The sequence below is a fragment of the Kribbella sp. NPDC056951 genome (assembly GCF_042674205.1).
In the GTDB taxonomy this organism is placed as follows: domain Bacteria; phylum Actinomycetota; class Actinomycetes; order Propionibacteriales; family Kribbellaceae; genus Kribbella; species Kribbella yunnanensis.
The window spans coordinates 587,554-610,243 of sequence record NZ_JBHUQZ010000004.1; the positions used below are offsets into that span (position 1 = coordinate 587,554).

Sequence of the window (22,690 nt, forward strand, 5' to 3'; positions counted from 1 at the left end):
GCACAAGCGCCCCACCCACGAGGGTGAGGCGCTTGCTGTGGGTCGATCAGTAGCGGTAGTGCTCGGACTTGTACGGGCCTTCGACCGGTACGCCGAGGTAGGCCGACTGCTCCTTGGTGAGCTCGGTGAGCTTCACGCCCAGAGCGTCGAGGTGCAGGCGGGCGACCATCTCGTCGAGGTGCTTGGGGAGCACGTAGACCTCGGTCGGGTACTCGGCCGTGCGGACGAAGAGCTCGATCTGGGCGAGCACCTGGTTGGTGAAGGAGTTCGACATCACGAACGACGGGTGGCCGGTCGCGTTGCCGAGGTTCAGCAGGCGGCCTTCGGACAGCACGATGATCGTGTGGCCGTCGGGGAAGCGGAACTCGTCGACCTGCGGCTTGATGTTGACGCGCTCGACGCCGTCGGTCTTGTACAGGCCGGCCATGTCGATCTCGTTGTCGAAGTGGCCGATGTTGCCGACGATCGCCTGGTGCTTCATCTGCGCCATGTGGTCGGCGGTGATGACGTCCTTGTTGCCGGTCGTGGTGACGAAGATGTCGGCGATGCCGACGACCTCGTCCAGCGTGGTGACCTGGTAGCCGTCCATCGCCGCCTGCAGTGCGCAGATCGGGTCGATCTCGGTGACGATGACGCGGGCGCCCTGGCCACGCAGCGACTCCGCGCAGCCCTTGCCGACGTCGCCGTACCCGGCCACGACCGCGACCTTGCCGCCGATCAGGACGTCGGTGGCGCGGTTGATGCCGTCGATCAGCGAGTGCCGGCAGCCGTACTTGTTGTCGAACTTCGACTTGGTGACCGAGTCGTTGACGTTGATCGCCGGGAACAGCAGCGCGCCGGCCTTGTGCATCTCGTAGAGCCGGTGCACACCGGTGGTGGTCTCCTCGGTCACACCCTTGATACCCTGGCCGATCCCGGTCCACAGCTGCGGGTCCTCGCTCAGCGTGCGGGTCAGCAGCTTGAGGACGACGGCGTACTCCTCGGAGTCCGCGGTCGACGGGTCCGGTACGACGCCGGCCTTCTCGAACTCGGTGCCCTTGTGGACGAGCATGGTGGCGTCGCCACCGTCGTCGAGGATCATGTTCGGGCCCTGCTCACCGGGCCACTTCAGCGCCTGCTCGGTGCACCACCAGTACTCCTCGAGGGTCTCGCCCTTCCAGGCGAAGACCGGCACACCGGCGGGGTTGTCGACCGAACCGTCCGGGCCGACGACGATCGCCGCGGCGGCGTGGTCCTGGGTCGAGAAGATGTTGCAGGAGACCCAGCGGACGTCGGCGCCGAGCGCGGTCAGCGTCTCGATCAGCACCGCGGTCTGGATCGTCATGTGCAGCGAGCCCATGATCCGCGCACCGGCCAGCGGCTTGCTCTCGCCGTACTGCGCGCGCATCGCCATCAGACCGGGCATCTCGTGCTCGGCCAGCCGGATCTCCTTGCGGCCGAACTCGGCCAGCCCGAGGTCCGCCACCTTGTAGTCGAACGTCATACCGCTCCCCTGAACTCTCGCTGAGTACTTCCTAGGTGAGCCTAGAGGGCTCAGCCTGGTGGTTTGATCGCCTGACGGGCGTTTTTGACACCGAAATGTCAGGATTGGTGTCATGCGCATCACCGAAGCCGCCAAACGCCTGGGCACGACCCCCCGGATGCTGCGCTACCGCGAGGCCCTCGGCCTCCTCCCGCACTCCCGCTCCGGCCAAACCGCCCAACGCCAGTACGACGACCGCGACCTCGCCGCCGTCCAACTCGCCCTCGACCTGGAACGCCGGTACGACGTCACCCCCGCCGCCCTGGCGTTCGCCCTCCGAGCCCTCGCCGAACCCTCAGTAGCCGCCGACCTCCGAAACCTCGGCTACCGCACCGGCCGCCTGACCACCCCACCCACCCAGTCCCAGATAGACCGAGAACGAGCCCTCCACTGGCTAGGCCGCTCCGGCGTCCTCCCACCCAAACCGCGTTAGTGGGAGGGGGCCTCGGGTACGGCGGGGCGGGCGTCGGGGGTGTGGTTCTCGTGGAAGATGTCGGGTTCGAGGTAGATGTGGACCGACATCGGTTCGGCGGCGCGGATGGCTCGTTCGGCGGCGTCGATGGTCTCGGCGATCGCGGCGCTGGTGGCAGTCGACTCGACGGCGAGTTTGGCGGCGACGAGGATTTCTTCGGGGCCGAGGTGCAGGGTCTTGATGTGGATGAGGCGCTGGACGCCGGGGGTGTTCTGGATGGCGTCGACGATCTTCTGCTGGGACTCGCGGGTCGCGGACTCGCCGAGCAGCAGGGACTTCATCTCGATCGCCAGGAAGATCGCGACGCAGACCAGCAGTGCGCCGATCGCCATCGAACCCAGACCGTCGAAGACACCGTTGCCGGTCACGAGCGTCAGCACGACACCGATGAGCGCGAGCACCAGACCGGTGAGCGCGGCGAAGTCCTCCAGCAGGATGACGGGGAGCTCGGGTGAGCGGGCGTTGCGGATGAACTTGGCCCAGCCGACGTGGCCGCGGACCTTGTTCGCCTCGACGATCGCGGTCCGGAAGGACAGGGTTTCCATGACGATCGCGGCCACCAGCACGGCGACCGGGACCCACTTCCAGTCGTCGATCCCGTGCGGGTCGTGGATCTTGTGCCAGCCCTCGTAGAGCGCGAACAGACCACCGACGCTGAACAGCACGATCGCCACGATGAACGAGTAGACGTAGCGCTCCCGGCCGAAGCCGAACTGGTGCAGTTCGTCGGCCTCGCGCTTGGCGCGCTTGCTGCCGACCAGCAGCAGCACCTGGTTGCCGGCATCGGCGAGCGAGTGGATCGACTCGGCGAGCATCGAGGCCGACTGGGTCAGCCCCCACGCCGCGAACTTGGTGATCGCGATCCCGGTGTTCGCCAGCAGGGCCGCGACCACGGCCTTGTTTCCGCCACCAGCCATGGTTGTTCAGGTCCTCCGCAAATCAGGGTGTGGACACGACGAACGCCGTGCCGGAACCACGCAGGTTACAGGGTCCCTCGGGTCCACCCGCGAACGCGGACTGCCCGGCGGACAACGTCACACCGTCATAGGTGCCCCCGGCACCGACCTCGACCGTTCCGTCCACACAGCAAACGATCCGCGGACCGCTCCCAGTGACCGTCCGTTCACCGCCGTCGAGATCAACCCGCTGTACGGCGAAGTATTCGCACCCGGTCTCGTAGACACCGTCGGTCGCCGTCAGCACCGCATCTGTCAGCGGCTCGAAGTCGACCACCGACACCAGCTCCGGTACGTCGACGTACTTGCTCGTCAGCCCACCACGCAGCACGTTGTCCGAGTTGGCCATCACCTCGAACCCGAGCCCATGCAGATACGCATGCACGTTCCCAGCCGGCAGATACACCGCCTCGAACCGCTCCAGCCGAACCCGGTTCAGCAGCAGCGCCGCCAGCACACCCGGATCGTCCGGGAAGTCCGCACACAACCGCGCCAGCGTCTCAACCTCAAGCGCATAAGCGTCACCCGCGTACTGCGCGCACGCCTCGCCCAGCGCGGACACGAGCGGCCGGATGGAGTCCCGGTCGCTGCTCATGAAGTCCGTGAACGCTTCCTGCAGCTTGCCGTCCCGCAGTTGCGACGTCAGCCCTTCCAAACCGACCGGTGCCAACGACTCCAGCAACGCGACCGTCGACGCCAACGGCCGGAACCCGACCAGCGCGTCGAACGGCTCCAAAGCAATCAGGATCTCCGGCTTCGGCCAAGCGTCCTTGTAGTTCCGGTCGCCCGCATCCCGCGGAATCCCAGCCGCCTCGTCACGCGCATACCCGTCAATCGCCTGCTCCCGCGACGGATGCGCCTGGATCGACAACGGCTGACCCGCGGCCAGCAGTTTGGCCAGGAACGGGAACCGCCCCTCGAACCGCTCGGCCGTCTCCACACCCAGTACGTCGGATGCGCCGGCCGTGACCGCGTCGTACAAAGAGTCGCCCGAGGGCAGCACGGACGGCGCCGACTCGTGGGCGCCCATCCACATCTCGGCCTGCGGCTTGCCATCCGGTTCCACACCGAGCAGCTGCGCCAGCGCGGTCGTCGAGCCCCACGCGTAGTCGCGGATGGTGTTCTGCAGCCGAACTACCACGCTGGGTCCTCCGACGGGATGCCCGGCTCGGCCGGTGCGTCGTCGGCCGCGGTGCCGTAGCGGCCGAGCCCGATACCGAGGTACGCCGCGGCATACCGGCCGTGCTGGGTCAGAGCGGCGTACCGGGCGATGTCTGTCCCGTCGGCCTGCTTCACAACGTGCACACGCACCTCGTGCCGCTCGGCCTTGAGCGCCAGCTTGTTGCGGGTCTCGATGACCGAGTCGTCAGCCAGACCGTCATCCAGAATGATCAGTGCGGGCCGTAGCTCGTCGCCCTGGTCGAACGGGTCGGCGAATAGATCCCGCGGCGGCTGGTTGAGCACCGGCAACAGGTGGCCGGCGTCAGCCGCCAGCGCCGGGCGGCCACTGGCCAGCCGCAGCGCCTCGACCACTCGGCGCGCAGCACGGGCAGCCAGCACCGAGCCGCCCCACACCAGCGGCAGCGAGTCGGCCAGCACGAGCGCGAACTCCTTGCCCGGGTTGGACGACACGTCCTTGTTCGGTGAGCAGGCGATCGCCACGTCGTCGAGCATCTCCGCCACGGACTTGGCGTCCACAACCGGCCCGAGGTCCATCTGGTGCAGCCCCTGCAGTACGGCGACTGCTGCGGCGAGCTGGTCATCGGACTGCGACGGCAGCCGGATCGCGTGTCGCAGACCGGCCGAGGCGATCGCCACCGGCGAGTCCGCGGGCGCAGCGACCATCAGTCCGCAACCGCGACGCGCAGCCTCGGCAGCAGCCGACACCGCGTCGTTGTCCTCGGACTGTCCGCCCAGCACGATCACCAGGTCCAGCGGACCGGCCCACCCGGGGAGACCCGGACCGGGCCATGCCACGAACGGCACCGGGCAGACCGGCTCCAGCACAGCGCGCACCAGCCGAGCGTCCCGACCGGCCGCCACAATGGCCCGCGGCCGGAAGCCGTCGGACGTCAGCGAGGACAGTACGTCGTCCGCCGCCTCCAGCTCGGCCCGAACCCGCGCACCGGCCATCGCCAGCCGTCGCAGCAGGTGATCGGCGTCCCGCAATGCAGCCGGATCGTCCAGCCGCGAGTCATCGAAAGTACTCATGCCTGGCTCGCGGTCTCCTCGGTGCGGGTGTCCCGCGCCTCGTCGATCAGCAGCACCGGGATGTCGTCGCGCACCGGGTAGGCCAGCGCGCAGCCGGTGTTGGTGCAGACCAGCTCGTTCGCCTCGTCGTCCACCCGGAACTCCGAGCGGCACTTCGGGCAGACCAGGATGCTCAGCAGGTCCGGGTCCAGATTGACTGCCATCAGTTCTTCCCCTCGTTCGACAACACTGTCGCAGGCGTGCCGGTGATCAGCGCCAGTACTTCGTCACGGACGCGCTCCATGGTGGCGCGGTCCGCCGCTTCGACGTTCAGCCGCAGCAACGGCTCGGTGTTGGAGGTCCGGACGTTGAACCACCACTGTGGCGCGGACACGGTCAAGCCGTCCAGGCGGTCAAGGGTGATGTCGGCCTGGCCGCCGTACGTGTCCTCGATCGCGGCGACCGTGGCCGCTGCGTCCTCGACCTTGTTGTTCAGCTCGCCGGACGCCACGTAGCGCTCGTACACGGCGAACAGCTCGCTGGCCGGCTTGTCCTGCTCACCCAGCGCGGCCAGCACGTGCAGTGCGGCCAGCATGCCGGTGTCGGCCCGCCAGAAGTCCTTGAAGTAGTAGTGCGCCGAGTGCTCGCCACCGAAGACCGCATCGGTCTCGGCCATCTTCTGCTTGATGTTGGAGTGCCCGACCCGCGTCCGCACCGGTACGCCGCCGTGCTCGGTCACCAGCTCCGGCACTGCCTTCGAGGTGATCAAGTTGTAGAGGATGGTCGCGCCAGGGTGCTTGGCCAGCTCCCGTACGGCGACAGCTCCGGTGATCGCACTCGGCGAGATCGGGTCGCCCTTCTCGTCGATCACGAAGCAGCGGTCGGCGTCGCCGTCGAAGGCCAGCCCGAGATCGGCACCGCCCTCGCGCACCTTCGCCTGCAGGTCGACCAGGTTCTTCGGGTCGAGCGGGTTCGCCTCGTGGTTCGGGAAGTTGCCGTCCAGCTCGAAGTACATCGGGACGATCTCGACCGGACCGGTCGCGAAAACGGCCGGCACAGTGTGCCCGCCCATCCCGTTCCCGGCGTCGACGACCACCCGCAGCGGCCGGATCTTCGACAGGTCGACCAGGTCGTGCAGATGATCGGCGTACGCGGTGAGCAGGTCCTTCTCGCGGATCGTGCCCGGTACGGCGGTCGCCACCGGGCCGTCGACGAGGGCCTTCTCGACCAGGTCGGCGATATCCCGCAGCCCGGAGTCCGCACCGACCGGCGCGGCGCCGGCGCGGCACAGCTTGATGCCGTTGTACTGCGCCGGGTTGTGGCTCGCGGTGAACATGGCGCCCGGCAGGTCCAGCCGGCCGGAAGCGAAGTAGAGCTGGTCGGTCGAGGCCAGCCCGATCATGATCACGTCGGCGCCGGTGCTGGTCACGCCCTCGGCGAAGGCAGCCGCCAGCGCCGGGCTGGACGGCCGCATGTCGTACCCGACCACGACCGCCCCGGGACCCGCGAGCACGTCCAGGACCTCGACGAACGCAGCCCCGGTCGCCCGGGCCACCGACTCGTCGAACTGATCCGGGACGACCCCGCGAACGTCGTACGCCTTGAAGATCGCCGCAACGTCAACCATGCGTGGACCTTATCCGGCTCCGTGTAAAGATCGAATTTCAGGCTGTATTTAAGTCACACGAACCAGCCGGTCTCGCCACGGTGGTGCACCTCAGGCAGCTGCCGCGGTACGACGGGAGCCGCCCAGCCGACCGCGTTCGCGATCACCTGCTGCACGTCGGAGTTGTGGTACGTCGGGAACTCCTGGTCGCCCGGGCGGAAGTAGAACACCCGGCCCTGACCGCGGCGGTAGGCGGCGCCCGAGCGGAACACCTCGCCACCGCTGAACGAGCTGATGAACACCAGTTCGTCCGGCTGCGGGATGTCGAACAGCTCGCCGTACATCTCCTCGCGCTCGATCACCAGCGGATGCGGGATCCCGCGCGCGATCGGGTGCCCGGCCGCGACCGTCCAGATCAGCTCGCGGTCGTTCTCGGCCCGCCAGTCCAGTGAGCAGGTGGTGCCCATCAGCTTGATGAAGATCTTGCTGAAGTGCGCGGAGTGCAGCGCGATCAGACCCATGCCGGACAGCACGTGCTTGTGCACCCGCTCGACGACCGCATCGTCGACCTGATCGTGCGCCGCGTGCCCCCACCAGGTGAGTACGTCGGTCTCGGCCAGCACCTCCTCGGTCAGACCGTGCTCGTCCTGCTGCAGCCACGCCGTACGGACGACGACGTCCTGGCCGAGCTTGGCCCGCAGCGCCGACGCGATCGTCTCGTGCATGGTGTCCGGGTACAGCTTGCGGACGGTCTCGTCGCGGCCCTCGTGGACGTTCTCGCCCCAGACCGTGACGCGAATGGGATCAGTCATGCAGCACTACCTCTCGTCCTGCCTTCGCCGAGGCGTAGCAGGCGTCGATGACCTCGGTGCGGAGGAGCGCCTCCGACCCGTTCTGCCCTTCCCAGTCGCCGCTCTGGACGATCCGGACGAACTCCCGCACCACTGCGCGGTGGCCGAGCCCCGGACCGGTCGCGGGCCGCACCTCGGCCGGGATACCGGCGACATCGGTGTAGATCCGCAGCGTGTCGTCGTTCGTGTAGTTCTGGACGTCGATCTTCGCCCCGCCTTCGGTACCGAACAGCTCGATACCGAAGTTGTCCCCCGGCGCCCGGTACGTCGCCCAGCTGGTCTCCAGCTGCAGTGCGCCGCCACCCTCGAGTCGCAGGTACGCCGTCGCCAGGTCCTCGACCTCGAACTTCGAACCGAGTGTGTCGACGACCGGTCGCTCCACACTGTGCACGCTGCCCCGGCCGCGCGGGCCGAGCTCGGCGAACGTATTCGCCGACACAGTGGTCACCTGCGGCTCGCCGAGCAGGTGGAGCGCCATATCGAGGATGTGGACACCGAGGTCGATCAGCGGACCGCCACCGGACAGCTCACGGTTGGTGAACCAGCCACCCATACCGGGGATGCCGTTGCGGCGCATCCAGTGCGCCTTGGCGTAGTAGATGCGGCCGAGCTGGCCCTCGTCGATCTGGTGCTTCAGTGCGATGACGTCACCGCGCTCACGGTGGTTGAACACCACCTTGAGCACCCGGCCGGCCTTCTTCGAGGCCTCCACCATCGCAGTGCCCTCAGCGACAGTCCTGGCCAGCGGCTTCTCCGACAGCACGTGCAGCCCCTTCTCCAGCGCCGCAAGCGCGATCGGGGCGTGCAACTGAGTCGGCGTACCGATGCTGACCGCCTCCAGGCCTTCGGTCTGGAGCAGGTCCTCCCACTTCTCGTAGAGGTGCGGTACGGCGTGTTTCTCGCCCAGGCTGGTCAGCAGGTCCTTCTCCAGCCCCGCCAGCGCGATCACCTCGACATCCGGCAGTTCGGAGAACGCCTCCAGCGCGGTGCGCCCAGCGAAACCCAGCCCAACGACTCCGACCCGCAGCTTTTGATCGTTCACACCAGCGATCCTCTCCCGTGACAACGATGGTCACAAGAAGGGTTCCACAGTGCGGAACTCACTCTTCGTCGGTGTCGAACTCCGGGTCGATTTGTTCCGGCGACAGGGCCAGTACGTCGGCCAGTTCGAGGACGAGGGCGGATCGGACCAGCCAGGCGAGGCCGGCGCCGGAGCGTTCGGCGCGGAGCTCGATCGGGCGCCGGAACACCACGATCCGGTACGGCTCGTGCGACGTACCGCCGGTGGCGTGGGTGAGCGGGATCTCGGTCGCGTCGAGCTCCAGGGTCGGCACGTCCTCGATGGCGAACTCGACCCGGGCGACGACCTGCGGCAGCCGCTTTTCCAGTCGCGTCACCTCGATCGCGACCACCTCGTCGAACTGGGCCGCAGCCGAGCGTTGCAGCGGCAGACCACGCGGCGCGAAGGAGCTCGGCCGGCTGATCGGTCCGAGCATGCCGCGCCCATGGCGGTCGATGTGCCTGCGATGACGGCGAGCCTCGGTCACGCGCTCAGCCTAGTGGGGGTAACGTCTTGTCGTGAGCATCGCCAGGATCTGTTCGCGCGCCGCCTGTCATTCGCCGGCCGTTTCGACGCTCACCTACGTCTATGCCGACTCGACCTGTGTGATCGGTCCACTCGCGACGTACGCCGAGCCGCACTGCTACGACCTCTGCGCCGACCACGCCGACCGGCTGACCGCTCCGAACGGCTGGGAGGTCATCCGGCTCGCTCCGGACCCGGCCGCTGCCGGACCGTCGACGGACGACCTCGAAGCGCTGGCCAACGCGGTCCGCGAGGCCGCACGCCCGCTGCCCCGCCGCGAACCGGGCGCCGACATCCCGGGCGCGCCGGTCGAGGTCACCCGCCGTGGTCACCTGCGGATGCTGCGCGACCCCGACGGCAACTGACCTCCTAGCGCAGAGCCGACCGTACGTCGGGCTGCGCGCCGAGCTGGGCCCGGAACACCAGTGAGGTGTTCAGCGGCCAGGCGGCGACCTGCGGCGTGTCGTCGCTCTTGGGGTTGGGCATCAGCGTCACACCAGCGACGACCGCCCCGCGCGTCTGCTCAACCGTGAGGTACGTCGGCCCGCTCTGCGGCTTGAACGCGATCTGAGTCGTCGAACCCGCGATGACGTCGACCGCACGACTCTGCAGCGACTTGCCCGCCGCATCCCGCAGGTCGAGCTTCACACTCGATGCCTTGCCCGGAGCTGTCACCTGCAGGATGGCCGGCTGCGCATGAGCCGGCAGCACCAGGTACGCCGGTCCGGTCAGCCCTTCGGTCGCAGCGATCGACGCGAAGTCCGAACCGCTCTTGTCGATCATCCGCAGCGAAGCAGTCACCGGCTGGTCCGAGACCAGGCTGATGCCACTGGCATCTCCATGCAGCACCTTGCTCAGGTCGATCGCGCTCACCGCACCTGCGGGCAGCCGAACTGTCTCCAGCCCGGCCGGTTTGAACGGGCCGTTCGGACCGTTCACCGTCAGGCTGATCGTGGCCTGCAGGTCCGACGGGTTCGCCAGCACCAGCTTCCGCTGCCCGGGGCCAGGCGCTGCGGCCGGCACGAACACCTTGGTCGACGGTGCGACCGAGGGGCCGATCCAGTCGACCCCGGCCGGCGTCTTGTCGGCCTTGGTCGCGTAGTCGCGCAGCGCCGGCGCCACTCGACCACCGGTCGACACGACATGCAGTGCAAGGTCCTTCTGGCTGCGAGCGACCTGATCGAGGAACAGCTCGTACGTCGACCGAGCTGGGATCACGAGTCCGCGTGCGGACGGCAGATCCAGCTGGCCCTTGTTCGAGTAGATCGTCACGTTCACTGAAGCGTTGACGCTGTCCAGGTTGGTCAGCGTGAGCACGTCACGGCGATCCGGGGCCGTGGACGCACCGACGTACCAGAAATCGGAGCCGGGTAGCTGACACGGCGCACTGGCCATTCCGCTGTTCACACCGCTGGTGGCAATCGCCGTACTGGTCCCTACTGCACCTGCGGCGAGGGGGCCGGTACCGCGGATCGACAGGACCTGTGGCTGAGTGGCCGCGGGACTCGAGCCGACCTTGCCGCGGACCAGCAGTGAGCCGACCGGACCTGCGGTCGCAGCCAACGGTGTGATCGACAGCGGGGTCGCGTTGCCGTGGGCGACTGGCGTCCCCTCCGGCAGGGTCGGGGCCACGCCGTTCACCACGCTGGTCTGTTTGCCGCCTGCGGCCGGTGCCGGACACGCCAGTGCGGTCCGGTTGACGATCGAGCGAGTCGGCGCCTCTACGGCCTGTGGTTCGACGTTCGGCTGCTTCGGGTGGGTGACGACGGCCAGGCCACCGACCACGGCCATCGCCAGCACACACGCTCCGAGCCGGATGCGCGGATCCGACAGCACGCTGCTCATCGGTCCCTCCTGGCGTGAGTGCCATGCGGTACGGCGACTGTCCGGCGGACCGTCGGCAGACAGAAGATCAGCGCGATGATCCACCCGATCAGACCGAGGATTCGCCACAGGGTGTGGGTCACGTCGTCCAGCGGTGATTTGCCGTCACCGTTCGAGCGGTCCACCAACCAGGCGGCGTCACCGTCGTTGGCACTGGCCCGACTGAGGCCCGGCAACGAGTCGAGTGTCGACTGCAAGGTCGCGTCCACCGGTGCGGGCAGATAGACGTAGTCGACGGCCAGAGCGGCCAGCTGACGTCCTTCTTCACCGGAGCCACCGCCACCCAGCGTCGACAGTACGTCGGTGATCGGCTTGACCTGCTCGGGTTTCGGAGCGGCCTCGACCGAGCCCATCCGCGGACCGCCGTCCTTGACCAGCGAATACCGCATCGGGCTGCCCGCAGCCTTGCGGACGATCAGAATCGAGTCATTCGCCGGTGGGCCCTGTGCCGACACCAGGTACGCCGGGAGGTCCTGCGCCGGGCCACGCCACAGCGGTCCGTCGACACCACGCACCAGCCAGAAGCCGGCCGTCGCGATCGTCGTCACCAGCGCAATGCCGAGCACAGCCTGGATGAGGATCTCGCTGGTCTTACCGATCGAGTCCCACGCCACCGTGACCGCAACGACCCAACCTGCGGTCATCAGGAACATCAGCGGACCACTACCGCCGCCCAGCCGGCTCGCCACGAGTGTGCCGACCAGCCCGACCAGTGCGACGAACCAGCCGAGCAGCTCGTACTTCTGCCGCGACTCGCGCAGCAGGCTGACCAGAGCCACCAGGATCAGCGGTACGGCGAACCACCACGGCGTCGGGCCACCAACCGGCGTACCGGTCAGCAGATGCGGCAGGCTGTCACCCGGTCCGATCGCAGTGGTCGGCCGACCACCCGCCTCCTGACCCAGCAACGACGGGTGCAGCACCAACTGGATCGTCCACGGCAGCACCAGGACGAGACCGAGCACCACCGAGAAGACCAACTGCCGGCCCTGCCGACGCCAGCCAAGACCCAGCACGCCACCGACGGCCAGAGTGACCGCCACGATGAGGCCGATGGCCGGAGTGAAAGCGAACAGGACCGCCTGGCAGATACCGGCGAACCATGCGGCCCGCCAACTGCCCTGGATGACCACGCGACGCCGGCGAGCCACGGTGTGGACAGCAGCACCGAGCAGAGGCAGCGCGATCGCCGCCACCACTGTGCCGATCCGGCCCTGCGTGATTGCGCCGTTCGTGAAGACTGCAATGCCGTACGCCGACGCGCCCCACGCGCGGGCGCCACGGTTGACGATGAACGCGCGGAGCAACGCCCACGCGGCCAGTGCGGCCAGTGGGATCGCACCGAGCAGCAGAACGTTCGCAGCGCCGGAAGGCCCGAACATGACCGTGGAGAACGCCCAGAACTGCCCCAACCAAGCAGGCGGCGTCACACCGGGCGGTGCGGATGCGGCTGCGTGCCAGAGCGCCGCGAGATTCTCGTGGGCGGGCAACAGCAAGTTGGAGCGCAGGACGCCGCCACCGATCAGACTGCGCGCAGCGATGAACGTACCGAGCGCCAGCACCACCCACGCGACCAGGAACGGCCGACGCATCAACTGTCGCCGCCAACGCGGCTGGTCGACAGCTACCCGGGCAGTGGACTTCGCACGACGCGCAGTGGTGACCACCTGCTCTTCCGGCTCGTCCGCCCAGGCTTCGCGGATCCGCTCGGAGATGGTGCTCGTGGTCTCCTCGAGGTTGTGCCGCAATGCGTGCACCGACCGCGAGAACAGTCCCTTGATCTCGTCGTACGGGACCTTGTCCAGAGTGCGGCGGTCCTTGCGGGCCTGTGTCCAGCCACCGGCCAGCAGCGTGCCGAGCAAAGCCGTCCACTCGTCGACCGCACCGGACGGCGTCTTGCCGATCAGGAACCAGACCGACCGCATGATCGTGCCGAGCAGGAACCGCAGGATCAGGACCGGCAGCAGCTTGCCAGGAGCGTTCGCAAGAACGGTGTAGTACGCATGCGCGCGGTCGAGCTGGTACGCGTGCCGACGGGTGCCCGCCAGTGCCCGCTCACCGGTCGCGGCGGCCTGCGCGTGGTAGACCACTGCATCCGGCGCGACGCCGACCTGGAAACCGGCCCGGCTCGCCCGCCAGCCGAAGTCGATGTCGTCGCGGAACATCGGCAGCCGCGGGTCGAAACCCTTCAGCTTCTCCCAGACATCGCGACGGACCAGCATGCCGGCCGAGCTGACCGCCAGCACGTTCCGTGGCTGGTCGTGCTGGCCCTGGTCGAGCTCGCCGTTCTCGATACCGGTGTCGCGACGGCCGCCGAGGGACGTGGTGACACCGACCTCGAGCAGATCGCGGTCGCGCGGCCAGAGCCGGAGCTTCGGCCCCCAGATCCCGACCTCGGGCGCAATGGTGGCCTGGAGCAACAACTTTTCGAGTGCCTTGGGCGCGGGTGCGCAGTCGTCGTGGAGCAGCCAGAGCCACTCGACCACCGGCATGTGCCCGTCATCGCCATACGGCCCGTACGGCGAGGGGATCGGCGCGAAACCGACGGTCTCGACGCCGCGCGCCACCGCCGTACCGAAGCCGGTGCGGGCGGAGACGCTGACCACGGGCTCGACGCCTGGCATCGAGGCGAGCAACTCGGCGGTCTCGTCGGTGGATCCGGTGTCGACCGCGATCAGCCGGTCGGGGCGCGGGTTCAGTGCCCACAGCGCCTCGGACAGTCGCGGCAGCCAGGCCGCGCCCTCGTGCCCGACCACCACCGCGGTCACGACGTGCCGGACCCGCGGGCGACCCATCGGGTCGTCGATGTGATCGGTCGGGAAGTCGACAGAGTCGAAGAACTCCCAGCCGGCCGGAGCTTCTTGTTCCATGCGGAGCTGTGACACCTCAATGGGTACGGACGGTCTGGGTCACCATACAGCCGCCGAGGTGACGGTCGGAAAAGGCTCCGGAACGCCGCGGGCCCCGGTGACAGGTGGTCCCCCGGGGCCTCGCGGAAAGTTCTGTGAAGTTGTCTACGGACTGGTCCAGATGACCGTCAGACGGCCTTCTTCTTCAGCTTGCGGCGCTCCCGCTCCGACAGACCGCCCCAGATTCCGAAGCGCTCATCGTTGTGGAGTGCGTACTCCAGGCATTCTCCGCGGACGTCACACCCGAGGCAGACCTTCTTCGCCTCGCGGGTGGAACCGCCCTTCTCCGGGAAGAAAGCCTCTGGATCGGTCTGGGCGCACAGCGCCCGTTCCTGCCAGTTCGGCTCCTCCTCGATCGCCTCACCGTCGACAATCGCCAAGAGCTCTGTCACGGTACGACCTCCTCGACCCTGTTCGTTCCCCTGTACATGTGGGTTTGCGGTCCACATGCCTGACCTCGACCGTCCTGCACTCTGCAACGGTCCCCGATACCGAGTGTCAACGAACGACACGGTTGAAATTACATTCCTGCAATCCACGAAAGTCAAGCCGTGGTCTGCTATTGGCATCATCCGCAACATGGCTGCAAAACAACGAGAGGCCTGTGTACACAGGCCTCTCGTGTTCATGTGCTACAGCTGGAAATCCATGAAGTTGTTTCGTCAACGGGTTTCGGGTAAGGGCTTACATCCTTACCTGGCAGGCGTCCTGGGTCAGGACGGCTGCGACCACCAGCCCTGCTGACCCTGACCCTGCTGGCCCTGGTCGTCCTTCTCGGTGTCGGAAACCCGCGGGTCCACGCGGGTTTCGTCGGCCGCGGGCTCGGCGGCCGGCGCCGGCTCAGCGGCCTCCGGCGCGGCGGCCGGGGCCTCCTCGGCGGGCCAGGACTGCTCACCGGCTTGCCAGGTCTGCTGACCCTCCGGCTGCGCCTGCTCGGCCTGACCGGACTGTGCCGGCCACTCCTGCTGCGGGTAGTCCTGACCGGACGACCACTGCTGACCGCCGTCATTCCACTGTGATCCCTGGCCCTGCTCCTGCGGCCACTGGTTGCCCTGGGCTTCCTGGCCGGACCACTGCTGCTGGCCTTCCGAGCTCCACTGCTGGGTCGGCTCGGTGCCCGGCTGGGCACCCGCGGACCAGGCCTGGTCGGCCGGAGCGTGCTGCTGGGCCTCGGCCTCGCCGGCGGACCAGGCGGGTTGCTGCTCGCCCTGGTTCCAGCTCTGCTCCTGCGGCCACTGCTGCTCGCCCTGAGCCGCCGCGTAACCGCCTGCGGCACCAGCGGCCGCACCTGCGCCGGCTGCTGCGGCATAACCGCCGTACTGGCCCTGCTGGCCGCCCTGCTCGAACTGGCCCTGCGGGTACTGACCCTGCTGGCCCGGCTGGCCGAACTGGCCGCCCTGCTGCGGGTACTGGCCCTGCTGGCCGTACTGGTTGCCGTACTGCCCCTGCGGGCCGAACTGACCCTGCTTCGGCGCACGCACCGCGGCCGGCAGGCCCTGGAAGGTGTTGAAGATGTAGTACGCGACCACGCCGAACAACGCGAGGCCGGCGAGTGACGAGATGAAGGTGGCGGTCTTCAGGGCGCCGGAGCCGTTGGCCCCGAACACCGCGAAGGTCGCGATGAGTCCGACCAGCACGGCTACACCGGTGATCGCGAGCGCGGCAGTCGTGACGAGCCGGGCGTTCGGCGTACGCTCACCCGCTTCGTTGACCAGCCACACCGATCCGGCCAGGGTGAGCAGCAGCACGACGCCACTGACTTCGGTCGGCGCGAGCCGACCCTGCGCCCGCAGGGCGTTGGTCGCGAACGTGCTGTCGCCGAAGAGCAACAGGATCAGGACCGCCAGCACGGACAGGGCAGCGAAGGCGAGCAGAATGTACGCGACCGGCTCTCTGAGCTTCTTGGTTGCGTCGGTGACCACGAGGGCTCCTCGGGATGTTGGGGGCCGTACAACTGAGCTGTGCGGATGTTCGGACCCACCGCAGCATAGTCGTGCGGTGGCTCGGCGCATTGACGACTCGTGCAGACTCTTCCCATGCGATTGACAGTGCTGGCCGGCGGCGTCGGTGGATCCACCTTCATCCGCGGGCTACTGAAGGCCCGCCCGGACGCCGAGATCACCGTGGTGGGGAACACCGCCGACGACATCACCCTCTTCGGTCTGCGCGTCTGCCCGGACCTGGACACGGTGATGTACACCCTCGGTGGCGGAATCTCGAAGGAGCGCGGCTGGGGCCGTGAGGACGAGACCTGGGTGATCAAGGAGGAGCTGGCCGAGTACGGCGTGGAGCCGACCTGGTTCGGTCTCGGCGACCGGGACGTGGCCACCCACCTGGTCCGGACCCAGATGCTGGACGCCGGCTACGGCCTGACCGCGGTCACCGAGGCACTGTGCCAGCGGTGGAAGCTGCCGGTCCGGCTGCTGCCGATGAGCGACGACCGGGTCGAGACCCACGTCGTCGTGGACGACCCGGAGCAGCCCGGTAAGCGCAAGGCGATCCACTTCCAGGAGTACTGGGTGCGCTGGCACGCCGAGGTCACCGCCCACCAGATCGTCGCGGTCGGCCAGGACAAGGCCAAGCCCGCGCCCGGCGTACTGGAGGCCATCGCGGACGCCGACGTGGTGCTGATCCCGCCGTCCAACCCGGTGGTCTCGGTCGGCACCATCCTCGGCGTCCCGGGCATCCGCGACGCCGTCCGGGAGACCAGTGCCCCGGTGATCGGGCTGTCGCCGATCATCGGCACCGGTCCGGTCCGTGGGATGGCCGACAAGGTCCTGGCCGCGGTCGGCGTCGCGTCGACCGCCTCCGCGGTCGCCCGGTTCTACGGCTCGCGGACGACGGGCGGCGTACTGGACGGCTGGCTGATCGACACCTCGGACTCGATCCAGGCCGATTCGATCGCCGGAGCCGGAATTCACGTGCAAGCGGTGCCGTTGTGGATGACGGACGAGACCACCACCGCCGCGATGGCCGACGCGGCTCTGAACCTCGCGGAGGCAGTACGGCGATGAGGAAACACCTGGAAGTCTTCCCGGTGACCGGACTACCCGAAGTAGCGGCCGGGGACGACCTGGCCGCGCTGATCGGCCCCGCGGACCTGCGCGACGGGGACGTCGTGTCCGTGACCTCCAAGATCATGAGCAAGGCCGAGGGCCGAGTCACCTACGGCACCCGGCGCGAGGCGGTCGACGCAGAGCTGGTGCGCGTCGTGGCGCAGCGCGGCGACACCCGGATCGTCCAGACCCGCCACGGCCTCGTGATGGCCGCTGCGGGCACGGACACCTCCAACACAGCCCCTGGCACGGTCCTGCTGCTCCCAGTGGACCCAGACGCCTCTGCACGGGCCCTGCGCGAGGCTCTGAAGGCCCAGTACGACGTGAACGTCGGTGTGGTCGTCACAGACACCCTCGGGCGGCCATGGCGCAACGGACAGACCGATCTGGCCATCGGAGCCGCCGGAGTCCGCGTAGTGGAAGACCTCCGCGGTACGACGGACAGTCACGGCAATGTGCTCGCGGTGACCGAGCCGGCGGTGGCTGACGAGATCGCGAGCGCCAGTGAGCTCGTGAAGGGCAAGGCGGACGGCGTGCCGGTGGCAATCGTGCGTGGGCTGGCGGACGTCGTACTGCCGGTCGGAGAGCACGGTCCGGGCGCGCGGGCGCTGGTGCGGGACGCCGAACACGACATGTTCAGCCTGGGCACGCGCGAGGCGGCGCGGGCCGCCGTACTGGAGCGTCAGGCGCCTGGTGGACCCCGTGAGGTCGACCCGGCGCTGTGGGACGGCCTGCTGAGCGAGGTCGAGGGCATCCACCTGGAGGTGCTCGACAACGCGGTCACCGTTTTCGGTGAGGAGCCGGTGACAGTGGGCGTGATCGCGGAGCGTTTGGCGGTCCTGCTGCACGCCGAGGGCTACGGCGTGAGCGTGCGCACGGGGCCGGGGAGTGAGGCGACGGTCACGTTCGGCTCACGGTCCCGATAGTTTTCTAGGCAACTTCTTAGGTGCTTCTCGTACACTGCATCCGCACGGCGGCGCGATGGCCGCCCCGATCCGGGAAGACCAACACTGTGGGTAAAGCGTCATCGCAGAAGCAGGCACGCCGCGAAATGATCGAGAAGATGCAGCGTGACCAGGCAAAGTCCGACCGGAACCGGACGATCCTGATCGTGGTCGCCTCGATCGTCGTCGGCCTGGCGATCATCGCCTACCCGGCGATCAAGCTGATCCAGGACTCGCGGACCAAGGGCCAGGCCATCTCGGACTTCGGCGTCTCCGCGAGCGCAGCCTCGTGCGACACGCCCACCGACGACAAGGCCGGCGGCACCCAGGACCACAAGCCCGACGGCACCAAGATCATGTACAACGAGTCGCCGCCGTCGTCCGGCCCGCACTACAACACCTGGGCGCCGTTCGGGAAGAAGTTCTACACCCTGGCCGACCGCCCGGCGATCTCGAACCTGGTCCACAACCTGGAGCACGGCTACACGATCCTCTGGTACAAGGACACCCTCCCCAAGGACCAGATCGACCAGATCGAGCAGATCTCCAAGGGCAAACTCCCCGACACGTCCCTCGGCAAGTTCATCGCCGCCCCCTTCAAGGCCGACGAAGGCAAGCCCTGGCCCGACGGCAAGAACGTCGCCTTCGCCCACTGGTCCGGCAACAAGGCCGGCACCACCGAAGCCCTGGCCCACCGCCAGTTCTGCGGCTCGGTGAGCGGCGAAGCCCTCAAGACCTTCATCGACAAGTACCCGGCCATGGACGCCCAGGAACCCAACGGCGGCTGAGAAATCCCGTTCCTCGACGGCCGGGCCCACTGCGGGCCCGGCCGTTGGTCTATCCGGGCAGCAGCTGCGCCTCGCCGCCACCTTCGCGGACCGAGTCCACGATCCTGGTGACCCGCGTCTTGTCCTCACGGACGCGCAGTCCCCACAAGGTCCGCACCGGATTCGCGTCGGCGTACTCGTCGAGCTGCTGGTGCATCCTGCGGATCAGGTCGTCCAGCGGGGCGTCCCGCCACCGGAACGGAACGATCGACTCGTTCTCGTTCCTGATGATGCAGCTGACCAGCTCCTGGTCGAGCGCAAGATTCTTGGCGATCCTGGCACGCTCCTCCCGCGCCTCCCGCTGCGCGAGTTCGTCCACCGGGTTGTTCACCGGCACCGTACGGCCTTGGAGCTCGTTGAAATAGACGCCTTCGGCGTTCACGACCTGCTGCGCCCGGTTGTACGCCCGGTCCCAGAGCTTCTCCCGGCGTTCCTCGTCCGCGAAGTCCAACCCGGCCAGCGCCGCACCGCCGATCAGCATCGCGAAGATCCCCGCCTCGGTCGCCGCCCAGGCCAGCGCCTCACCACGGGTCGCACTCCCGTACTGCTTGACGAGCTGCTTCACCCCTTCGACCGGATCCAGCGAAGCCTCCAGACTGAGGTCGACCGACCCCTTGAAGTAGAAGTCCCCCACCGGCCCGTCGAACGGAAACCGCCCAGTCACCTTCGCCGCCGACAACACGATCTTGCGACCCTTCTGCAGATCGTGCGTCATCTTCACCGGCGCATACTCGAAGCGCAGAGTGGTCCCGGCAAACCCCGTCGGCCCACTGACCTCGATCGCCGGCGTCACCCCACTGGGCGACCCCTCAAGACTCCCCTTCAGCCGCACGTCGTTCCCGAACTTCTGCTCGAGCTCCCCCTTCGCCAAGGCCACACTGCCGCCGCCGCTACTGCTCTTCGTCCCCGGCCCACCGAGCGTCGCCGTCGTACTGCCCGACCCGTCGTTCCGCCCGAACTCACCCTTGAAGTCCACCTTCAGCTTGGCATCAAGCCCCGGCGGAATCTTCATCTGCGCAAGCTCAAACCCATGCTCCATAGCCGCCATCCGGCCCCGCAGCGCGACATCAGCGAAGTACGACGACATCGCGTCGTTGCCCGCGGTGTTCTGCCCGTGAATCGCCGCAGCCTGATGCGGTGGCAGACCGGCAGGCTCACTCCTGCTCTGCAGCGGCTCGGCGCGGCGTGAGACATCCCCAGAAACCTGCTCACGTTCGTCCACACCCCGAGTCTCAACTCCACCACCGCCACCCACCACCGACATCAGCGCTGCTCTCCGGGCCAACTTCCCTGCCCACCCGGGAAAGCAGTGCCCACCCGCGTGAGGGCGCAACCGCACGAGGCGACTGCGCCGAAGGCGCCAAAAGCAGCCGCCGCCGGAGGCGGTGTCCTTCGGCGGCGGAGGCGGGTGATCTACAGGTACTTGGTGGCGTGGTCGGACTGGACTTGGGCTACCAGGTCTTTGACTCGTTCGCCGTCGGACAGCGGGCAGACCATGGTGACGTCCTGGGTGTGGACGATGATGTGGCTGCGTAGGCCGACCGTGGCAATCAGATGGTTGGGGTCGTCGGTGACGATGATGTTGTCGTGGGAGTCGAGTAGGCAGCTCAACGTGGTGCCGTCGGTGCGGTTGCCGTTGGGGTCTTCCGCGTACGTACCAGCCAACGCGGCCCACGAGCCGACATCGAGCCAGTGCACAGGCATTGGTACGACGACCACCTCGGCATCGACCTTGCCCTGCGAAGCAGGCTCCATCACCGCATAGTCAACACTGATCTTCCGCAAGTTCGGATAGATCCCCGCCAGCGTCGCATCGCGCTCAGGCGTGTCCCAAACAGACGCGACCTGACGCAAATTCGCAGCCGACTCAGGCAGCAGCTCATCGAGCACGCTCAGCACAGTCTCGGCCCGCCACACGAACATCCCCGAGTTCCACCAGAACCGCCCAGTGGCCAGATACTCCTCAGCCGTCGCCAGATCGGGCTTCTCGCGGAACCGGTCCACGACAAACGCCGCCGTACCCTCGATCGCCGTACCGCGCTCGATATATCCCAGCCCCGTATGCGGATGCGTAGGCTCAATCCCGAACGTCACAAGCGACCGCGGCCGCTCCTCAACCACCGCGAACCCGGCCTCGATCGCCGCCCGGAACTCATCCTCCGGACTGATCAAGTGGTCCGACCCCACGAACGCAACCACCGCATCCGGATCGTTCCGCGCCACAACCGCCGACGCGAGACCGACCGCATTCGCCGTGTCCCGGCGGGCCGGCTCACCGATGATGGCGTGCGGGCCGAGTTCGGGAAGCTCCTTGCGGACAACATCGGCGTACGCACCAACCGTGCACACGTAGATGTTCTCGGGCTCGACGAGTCCTTGCAGCCGGTTGTACGCCACCCGCAGCAGCGACTCACCGGCCGCCAACGGCAGCACCTGCTTCGGCCTGTCGTCCCTGGACATCGGCCACAGCCGCGTCCCCGAGCCCCCGGCCAGGATCACCACGTTTCGCATGAGGAGAGACCCTACCGGGCGTCGGAAGCAGGTGGTGGCAACCGCAGGTGCGCGAGGTCCGGCGGTACCGGCGAATCCCCAGGCAGGAAGAACGCATCCGACTCCCCGTCCACCCCGGTCGCGGGCGCGTCGGTCAGCCGGAACCGGTCCCGCAACCGCCCGTAGAAGTCGGTCGGCCGCAACCGCACCAGCCGGAGCGGACGCGCCGATCCGTACACCCCGATCCAGTCCCCCGGATCCAGTACGCCGCGCAACTGCCCATCAATGCTCACCGCAGCCTGCCCCGAGTGCGGCAGCACCCGCAGTGCAATCGGCTCATCCGGCGCAGCGATCACACTCCGGTTGAACGTCATGTGCGGCGCCACCGGCGTGAACACGATCGCGTTGGTATTCGGCGACAAAATCGGCCCACCCGCCGCAAAGCTGTACGCCGTCGACCCAGTCGGCGTAGCCACAATCACCGCATCCGCCGAGTACGACGCCAGCAACCGCCCAGCCAGGTAGACGCCAAGCGCCACCTGGTGATCCCGCGCAAGCTTCTCCAGTACGACGTCATTCAGCGCCGTCACATCAAGCGCGAGCCCCCACCCGTTCCCCTCGGTACTCTCCGGCCGCACCGCCGGCGGCGGCAACGAAGGCCCATGCCCGTACCGCAGCAGCGACTCAATCCCATCCGGAATCTCCAGCGCCCGCGAAGCCCGCATCGTGAGCGTCATCCGCTCCTCGATCGTCGCCCCACCATGCTGCACCGCCTCGAGCGCCGCCTCCACGTCCTTGCACGCCACCTCGGTCAGGAACCCGACCTTCCCAAGATCCACCCCCAGTACGGCGGCATCGTTCTTCGCCGCGATCCGCGCACCCCGCAGGAACGTCCCGTCCCCACCCAGCGTCACCACCAGATCCGGATCCCCCGCGTGATGCAGCTCAGCCATCCCGCTCCGCCGACCCTCATGGTCCTTCCACACGTCGATATCGGTACACCCGATCCCGTGCTTCTCCGCCCAGGCCCGAACCGTCACAGCCGTCCGGACCGCAACCTCCCGCCCCTGGTGAACCACAAGCCCGATCCGCTCAACCACGCCGCATCCTCCTCAACCCAAGATTCCCCCACCGTAACCGCCACCCCGCGCCCACCCCGCACGCTGCCTTCCGTACGACGCGTTTGATGGGTCGCCCCACGAGGTTGTGGGTGTTGCACCGGCATGGCGGGTCCAGAACCCACAAACCGCTGGGTGAACCCCAAGGCCGGTTAGTTAAGGCGGGTTGGGTGGTGTCAAGGGGCGTGTTGAACGTAAAGCAGCGGAGCTCTGTTGGGTAGACAGGTTTGTCCTCGCGAGACAACCAGCTACCTAAAGAGGCTCCGCTGCCTGTCCAGTC

21 protein-coding genes are annotated in these 22,690 nt (G+C 67.9%); 5 read left to right on the plus strand and 16 right to left on the minus strand.

The features are described 5' to 3' along the window. Positions 1-46: 46 nt before the first annotated feature. On the minus strand, positions 47-1,483 hold the full coding sequence (gene ahcY / locus ACFTSF_RS20815; RefSeq protein WP_380155280.1) for an adenosylhomocysteinase: 1,437 nt from the start codon (positions 1,481-1,483) through the stop codon (positions 47-49). A 112-nt stretch (positions 1,484-1,595) separates the two neighbouring features. Here ahcY and ACFTSF_RS20820 point away from each other — a divergent pair, with 112 nt between their 5' ends. Beyond that, on the plus strand, positions 1,596-1,955 hold the full coding sequence (locus ACFTSF_RS20820) for a MerR family transcriptional regulator (RefSeq protein WP_344157539.1): 360 nt from the start codon (positions 1,596-1,598) through the stop codon (positions 1,953-1,955). On the opposite strand, the gene ACFTSF_RS20825 is transcribed toward ACFTSF_RS20820, so the two are convergent. Genes ACFTSF_RS20825 through ACFTSF_RS20860 form a run of 8 tightly spaced genes read right to left on the minus strand, consistent with a single transcriptional unit; the run spans position 1,952 to position 9,144 of the window. Further along, a complete protein-coding gene (locus ACFTSF_RS20825; RefSeq protein ID WP_380155281.1) occupies positions 1,952-2,911 on the minus strand; it encodes a cation diffusion facilitator family transporter in 960 nt (319 codons plus the stop codon). The two genes, ACFTSF_RS20820 and ACFTSF_RS20825, sit on opposite strands and share 4 nt — an antisense overlap. A 22-nt stretch (positions 2,912-2,933) precedes the next feature. Beyond that, positions 2,934-4,091 (minus strand): mannose-6-phosphate isomerase, class I, encoded by a 1,158-nt coding sequence (gene manA / locus ACFTSF_RS20830; protein WP_380155282.1) that lies wholly within the window; start codon positions 4,089-4,091, stop codon positions 2,934-2,936. After that, complete coding sequence (locus ACFTSF_RS20835) at positions 4,085-5,161, minus strand: SIS domain-containing protein (protein WP_344157531.1); 1,077 nt, start codon at positions 5,159-5,161, stop codon at positions 4,085-4,087. Before ACFTSF_RS20835 ends, manA begins: the two co-directional genes overlap by 7 nt. Next, on the minus strand, positions 5,158-5,364 hold the full coding sequence (locus ACFTSF_RS20840; protein ID WP_171678099.1) for a Trm112 family protein: 207 nt from the start codon (positions 5,362-5,364) through the stop codon (positions 5,158-5,160). The genes ACFTSF_RS20835 and ACFTSF_RS20840 overlap by 4 nt, the downstream gene beginning before the upstream one ends. After that, entirely contained in the window at positions 5,364-6,767 is a 1,404-nt protein-coding gene (locus tag ACFTSF_RS20845; RefSeq protein WP_380155283.1) for a phosphomannomutase/phosphoglucomutase, read from the minus strand. The genes ACFTSF_RS20840 and ACFTSF_RS20845 overlap by 1 nt, the downstream gene beginning before the upstream one ends. A gap of 53 nt (positions 6,768-6,820) precedes the next feature. Beyond that, on the minus strand, positions 6,821-7,558 hold the full coding sequence (locus ACFTSF_RS20850) for a ThuA domain-containing protein (RefSeq protein WP_380155284.1): 738 nt from the start codon (positions 7,556-7,558) through the stop codon (positions 6,821-6,823). Continuing rightward, complete coding sequence (locus tag ACFTSF_RS20855) at positions 7,551-8,639, minus strand: Gfo/Idh/MocA family oxidoreductase (protein ID WP_344157522.1); 1,089 nt, start codon at positions 8,637-8,639, stop codon at positions 7,551-7,553. The genes ACFTSF_RS20850 and ACFTSF_RS20855 overlap by 8 nt, the downstream gene beginning before the upstream one ends. A gap of 58 nt (positions 8,640-8,697) precedes the next feature. Beyond that, positions 8,698-9,144 (minus strand): metallopeptidase family protein, encoded by a 447-nt coding sequence (locus ACFTSF_RS20860; RefSeq protein ID WP_344157519.1) that lies wholly within the window; start codon positions 9,142-9,144, stop codon positions 8,698-8,700. A 31-nt stretch (positions 9,145-9,175) separates the two neighbouring features. Between ACFTSF_RS20860 and ACFTSF_RS20865 the strand changes: the two genes are divergently transcribed. After that, entirely contained in the window at positions 9,176-9,547 is a 372-nt protein-coding gene (locus ACFTSF_RS20865; protein ID WP_132413949.1) for a DUF3499 domain-containing protein, read from the plus strand. A gap of 4 nt (positions 9,548-9,551) precedes the next feature. Here the strand turns inward: ACFTSF_RS20865 and ACFTSF_RS20870 are convergent, their stop codons facing one another. The 4 genes from ACFTSF_RS20870 to ACFTSF_RS20885 all read right to left on the minus strand — a co-directional run bounded on the left by ACFTSF_RS20870 (position 9,552) and on the right by ACFTSF_RS20885 (position 15,897). Continuing rightward, entirely contained in the window at positions 9,552-11,027 is a 1,476-nt protein-coding gene (locus ACFTSF_RS20870; RefSeq protein WP_344157513.1) for a DUF5719 family protein, read from the minus strand. After that, entirely contained in the window at positions 11,024-13,936 is a 2,913-nt protein-coding gene (locus ACFTSF_RS20875) for a glycosyltransferase (RefSeq protein ID WP_380155285.1), read from the minus strand. The genes ACFTSF_RS20870 and ACFTSF_RS20875 overlap by 4 nt, the downstream gene beginning before the upstream one ends. 167 nt (positions 13,937-14,103) lie before the next feature. Continuing rightward, positions 14,104-14,355, minus strand: a complete 252-nt coding sequence (locus tag ACFTSF_RS20880) for a WhiB family transcriptional regulator (RefSeq protein ID WP_203589828.1) — start codon at positions 14,353-14,355, stop codon at positions 14,104-14,106. 333 nt (positions 14,356-14,688) lie between these two features. Further along, the gene (locus ACFTSF_RS20885; RefSeq protein ID WP_380155286.1) at positions 14,689-15,897 is read right to left on the minus strand and encodes a hypothetical protein; all 1,209 of its coding nucleotides are present in this window, start codon (positions 15,895-15,897) and stop codon (positions 14,689-14,691) included. Positions 15,898-16,011: 114 nt separating this feature from the next. Here ACFTSF_RS20885 and cofD point away from each other — a divergent pair, with 114 nt between their 5' ends. From cofD to ACFTSF_RS20900, 3 genes are all read left to right on the plus strand, one after another. Continuing rightward, complete coding sequence (cofD, locus tag ACFTSF_RS20890; protein WP_380155287.1) at positions 16,012-16,989, plus strand: 2-phospho-L-lactate transferase; 978 nt, start codon at positions 16,012-16,014, stop codon at positions 16,987-16,989. Continuing rightward, positions 16,986-17,957, plus strand: a complete 972-nt coding sequence (locus ACFTSF_RS20895; RefSeq protein WP_380155288.1) for a coenzyme F420-0:L-glutamate ligase — start codon at positions 16,986-16,988, stop codon at positions 17,955-17,957. Before cofD ends, ACFTSF_RS20895 begins: the two co-directional genes overlap by 4 nt. A gap of 125 nt (positions 17,958-18,082) precedes the next feature. Next, complete coding sequence (locus ACFTSF_RS20900; protein ID WP_380155289.1) at positions 18,083-18,763, plus strand: DUF3105 domain-containing protein; 681 nt, start codon at positions 18,083-18,085, stop codon at positions 18,761-18,763. A 49-nt stretch (positions 18,764-18,812) separates the two neighbouring features. Here ACFTSF_RS20900 and ACFTSF_RS20905 read toward each other — a convergent pair whose 3' ends face one another. From ACFTSF_RS20905 to ACFTSF_RS20915, 3 genes are all read right to left on the minus strand, one after another. Next, positions 18,813-20,024: a hypothetical protein gene (locus tag ACFTSF_RS20905; RefSeq protein WP_380155290.1), complete on the minus strand. Its 1,212-nt coding sequence runs from the start codon at positions 20,022-20,024 to the stop codon at positions 18,813-18,815. Positions 20,025-20,215: 191 nt separating this feature from the next. After that, a complete protein-coding gene (locus ACFTSF_RS20910; protein WP_344157490.1) occupies positions 20,216-21,313 on the minus strand; it encodes a mannose-1-phosphate guanylyltransferase in 1,098 nt (365 codons plus the stop codon). An 11-nt stretch (positions 21,314-21,324) separates the two neighbouring features. Then, the gene (locus ACFTSF_RS20915) at positions 21,325-22,392 is read right to left on the minus strand and encodes an NAD(+)/NADH kinase (protein WP_380155291.1); all 1,068 of its coding nucleotides are present in this window, start codon (positions 22,390-22,392) and stop codon (positions 21,325-21,327) included. Positions 22,393-22,690: the final 298 nt, after the last annotated feature.

Coding starts and splice junctions, on each gene's coding strand:
- ahcY (WP_380155280.1), bottom strand. CDS start 1,483: ATGACGTTCGACTACAAGGTGGCGGACCTCGGGCTGGCCGAGTTCGGC.
- ACFTSF_RS20820 (WP_344157539.1), top strand. CDS start 1,596: ATGCGCATCACCGAAGCCGCCAAACGCCTGGGCACGACCCCCCGGATG.
- ACFTSF_RS20825 (WP_380155281.1), bottom strand. CDS start 2,911: ATGGCTGGTGGCGGAAACAAGGCCGTGGTCGCGGCCCTGCTGGCGAAC.
- ACFTSF_RS20835 (WP_344157531.1), bottom strand. CDS start 5,161: ATGAGTACTTTCGATGACTCGCGGCTGGACGATCCGGCTGCATTGCGG.
- ACFTSF_RS20840 (WP_171678099.1), bottom strand. CDS start 5,364: ATGGCAGTCAATCTGGACCCGGACCTGCTGAGCATCCTGGTCTGCCCG.
- ACFTSF_RS20845 (WP_380155283.1), bottom strand. CDS start 6,767: ATGGTTGACGTTGCGGCGATCTTCAAGGCGTACGACGTTCGCGGGGTC.
- ACFTSF_RS20850 (WP_380155284.1), bottom strand. CDS start 7,558: ATGACTGATCCCATTCGCGTCACGGTCTGGGGCGAGAACGTCCACGAG.
- ACFTSF_RS20870 (WP_344157513.1), bottom strand. CDS start 11,027: ATGAGCAGCGTGCTGTCGGATCCGCGCATCCGGCTCGGAGCGTGTGTG.
- ACFTSF_RS20875 (WP_380155285.1), bottom strand. CDS start 13,936: ATGGAACAAGAAGCTCCGGCCGGCTGGGAGTTCTTCGACTCTGTCGAC.
- cofD (WP_380155287.1), top strand. CDS start 16,012: ATGCGATTGACAGTGCTGGCCGGCGGCGTCGGTGGATCCACCTTCATC.
- ACFTSF_RS20895 (WP_380155288.1), top strand. CDS start 16,986: ATGAGGAAACACCTGGAAGTCTTCCCGGTGACCGGACTACCCGAAGTA.
- ACFTSF_RS20900 (WP_380155289.1), top strand. CDS start 18,083: ATGATCGAGAAGATGCAGCGTGACCAGGCAAAGTCCGACCGGAACCGG.
- ACFTSF_RS20910 (WP_344157490.1), bottom strand. CDS start 21,313: ATGCGAAACGTGGTGATCCTGGCCGGGGGCTCGGGGACGCGGCTGTGG.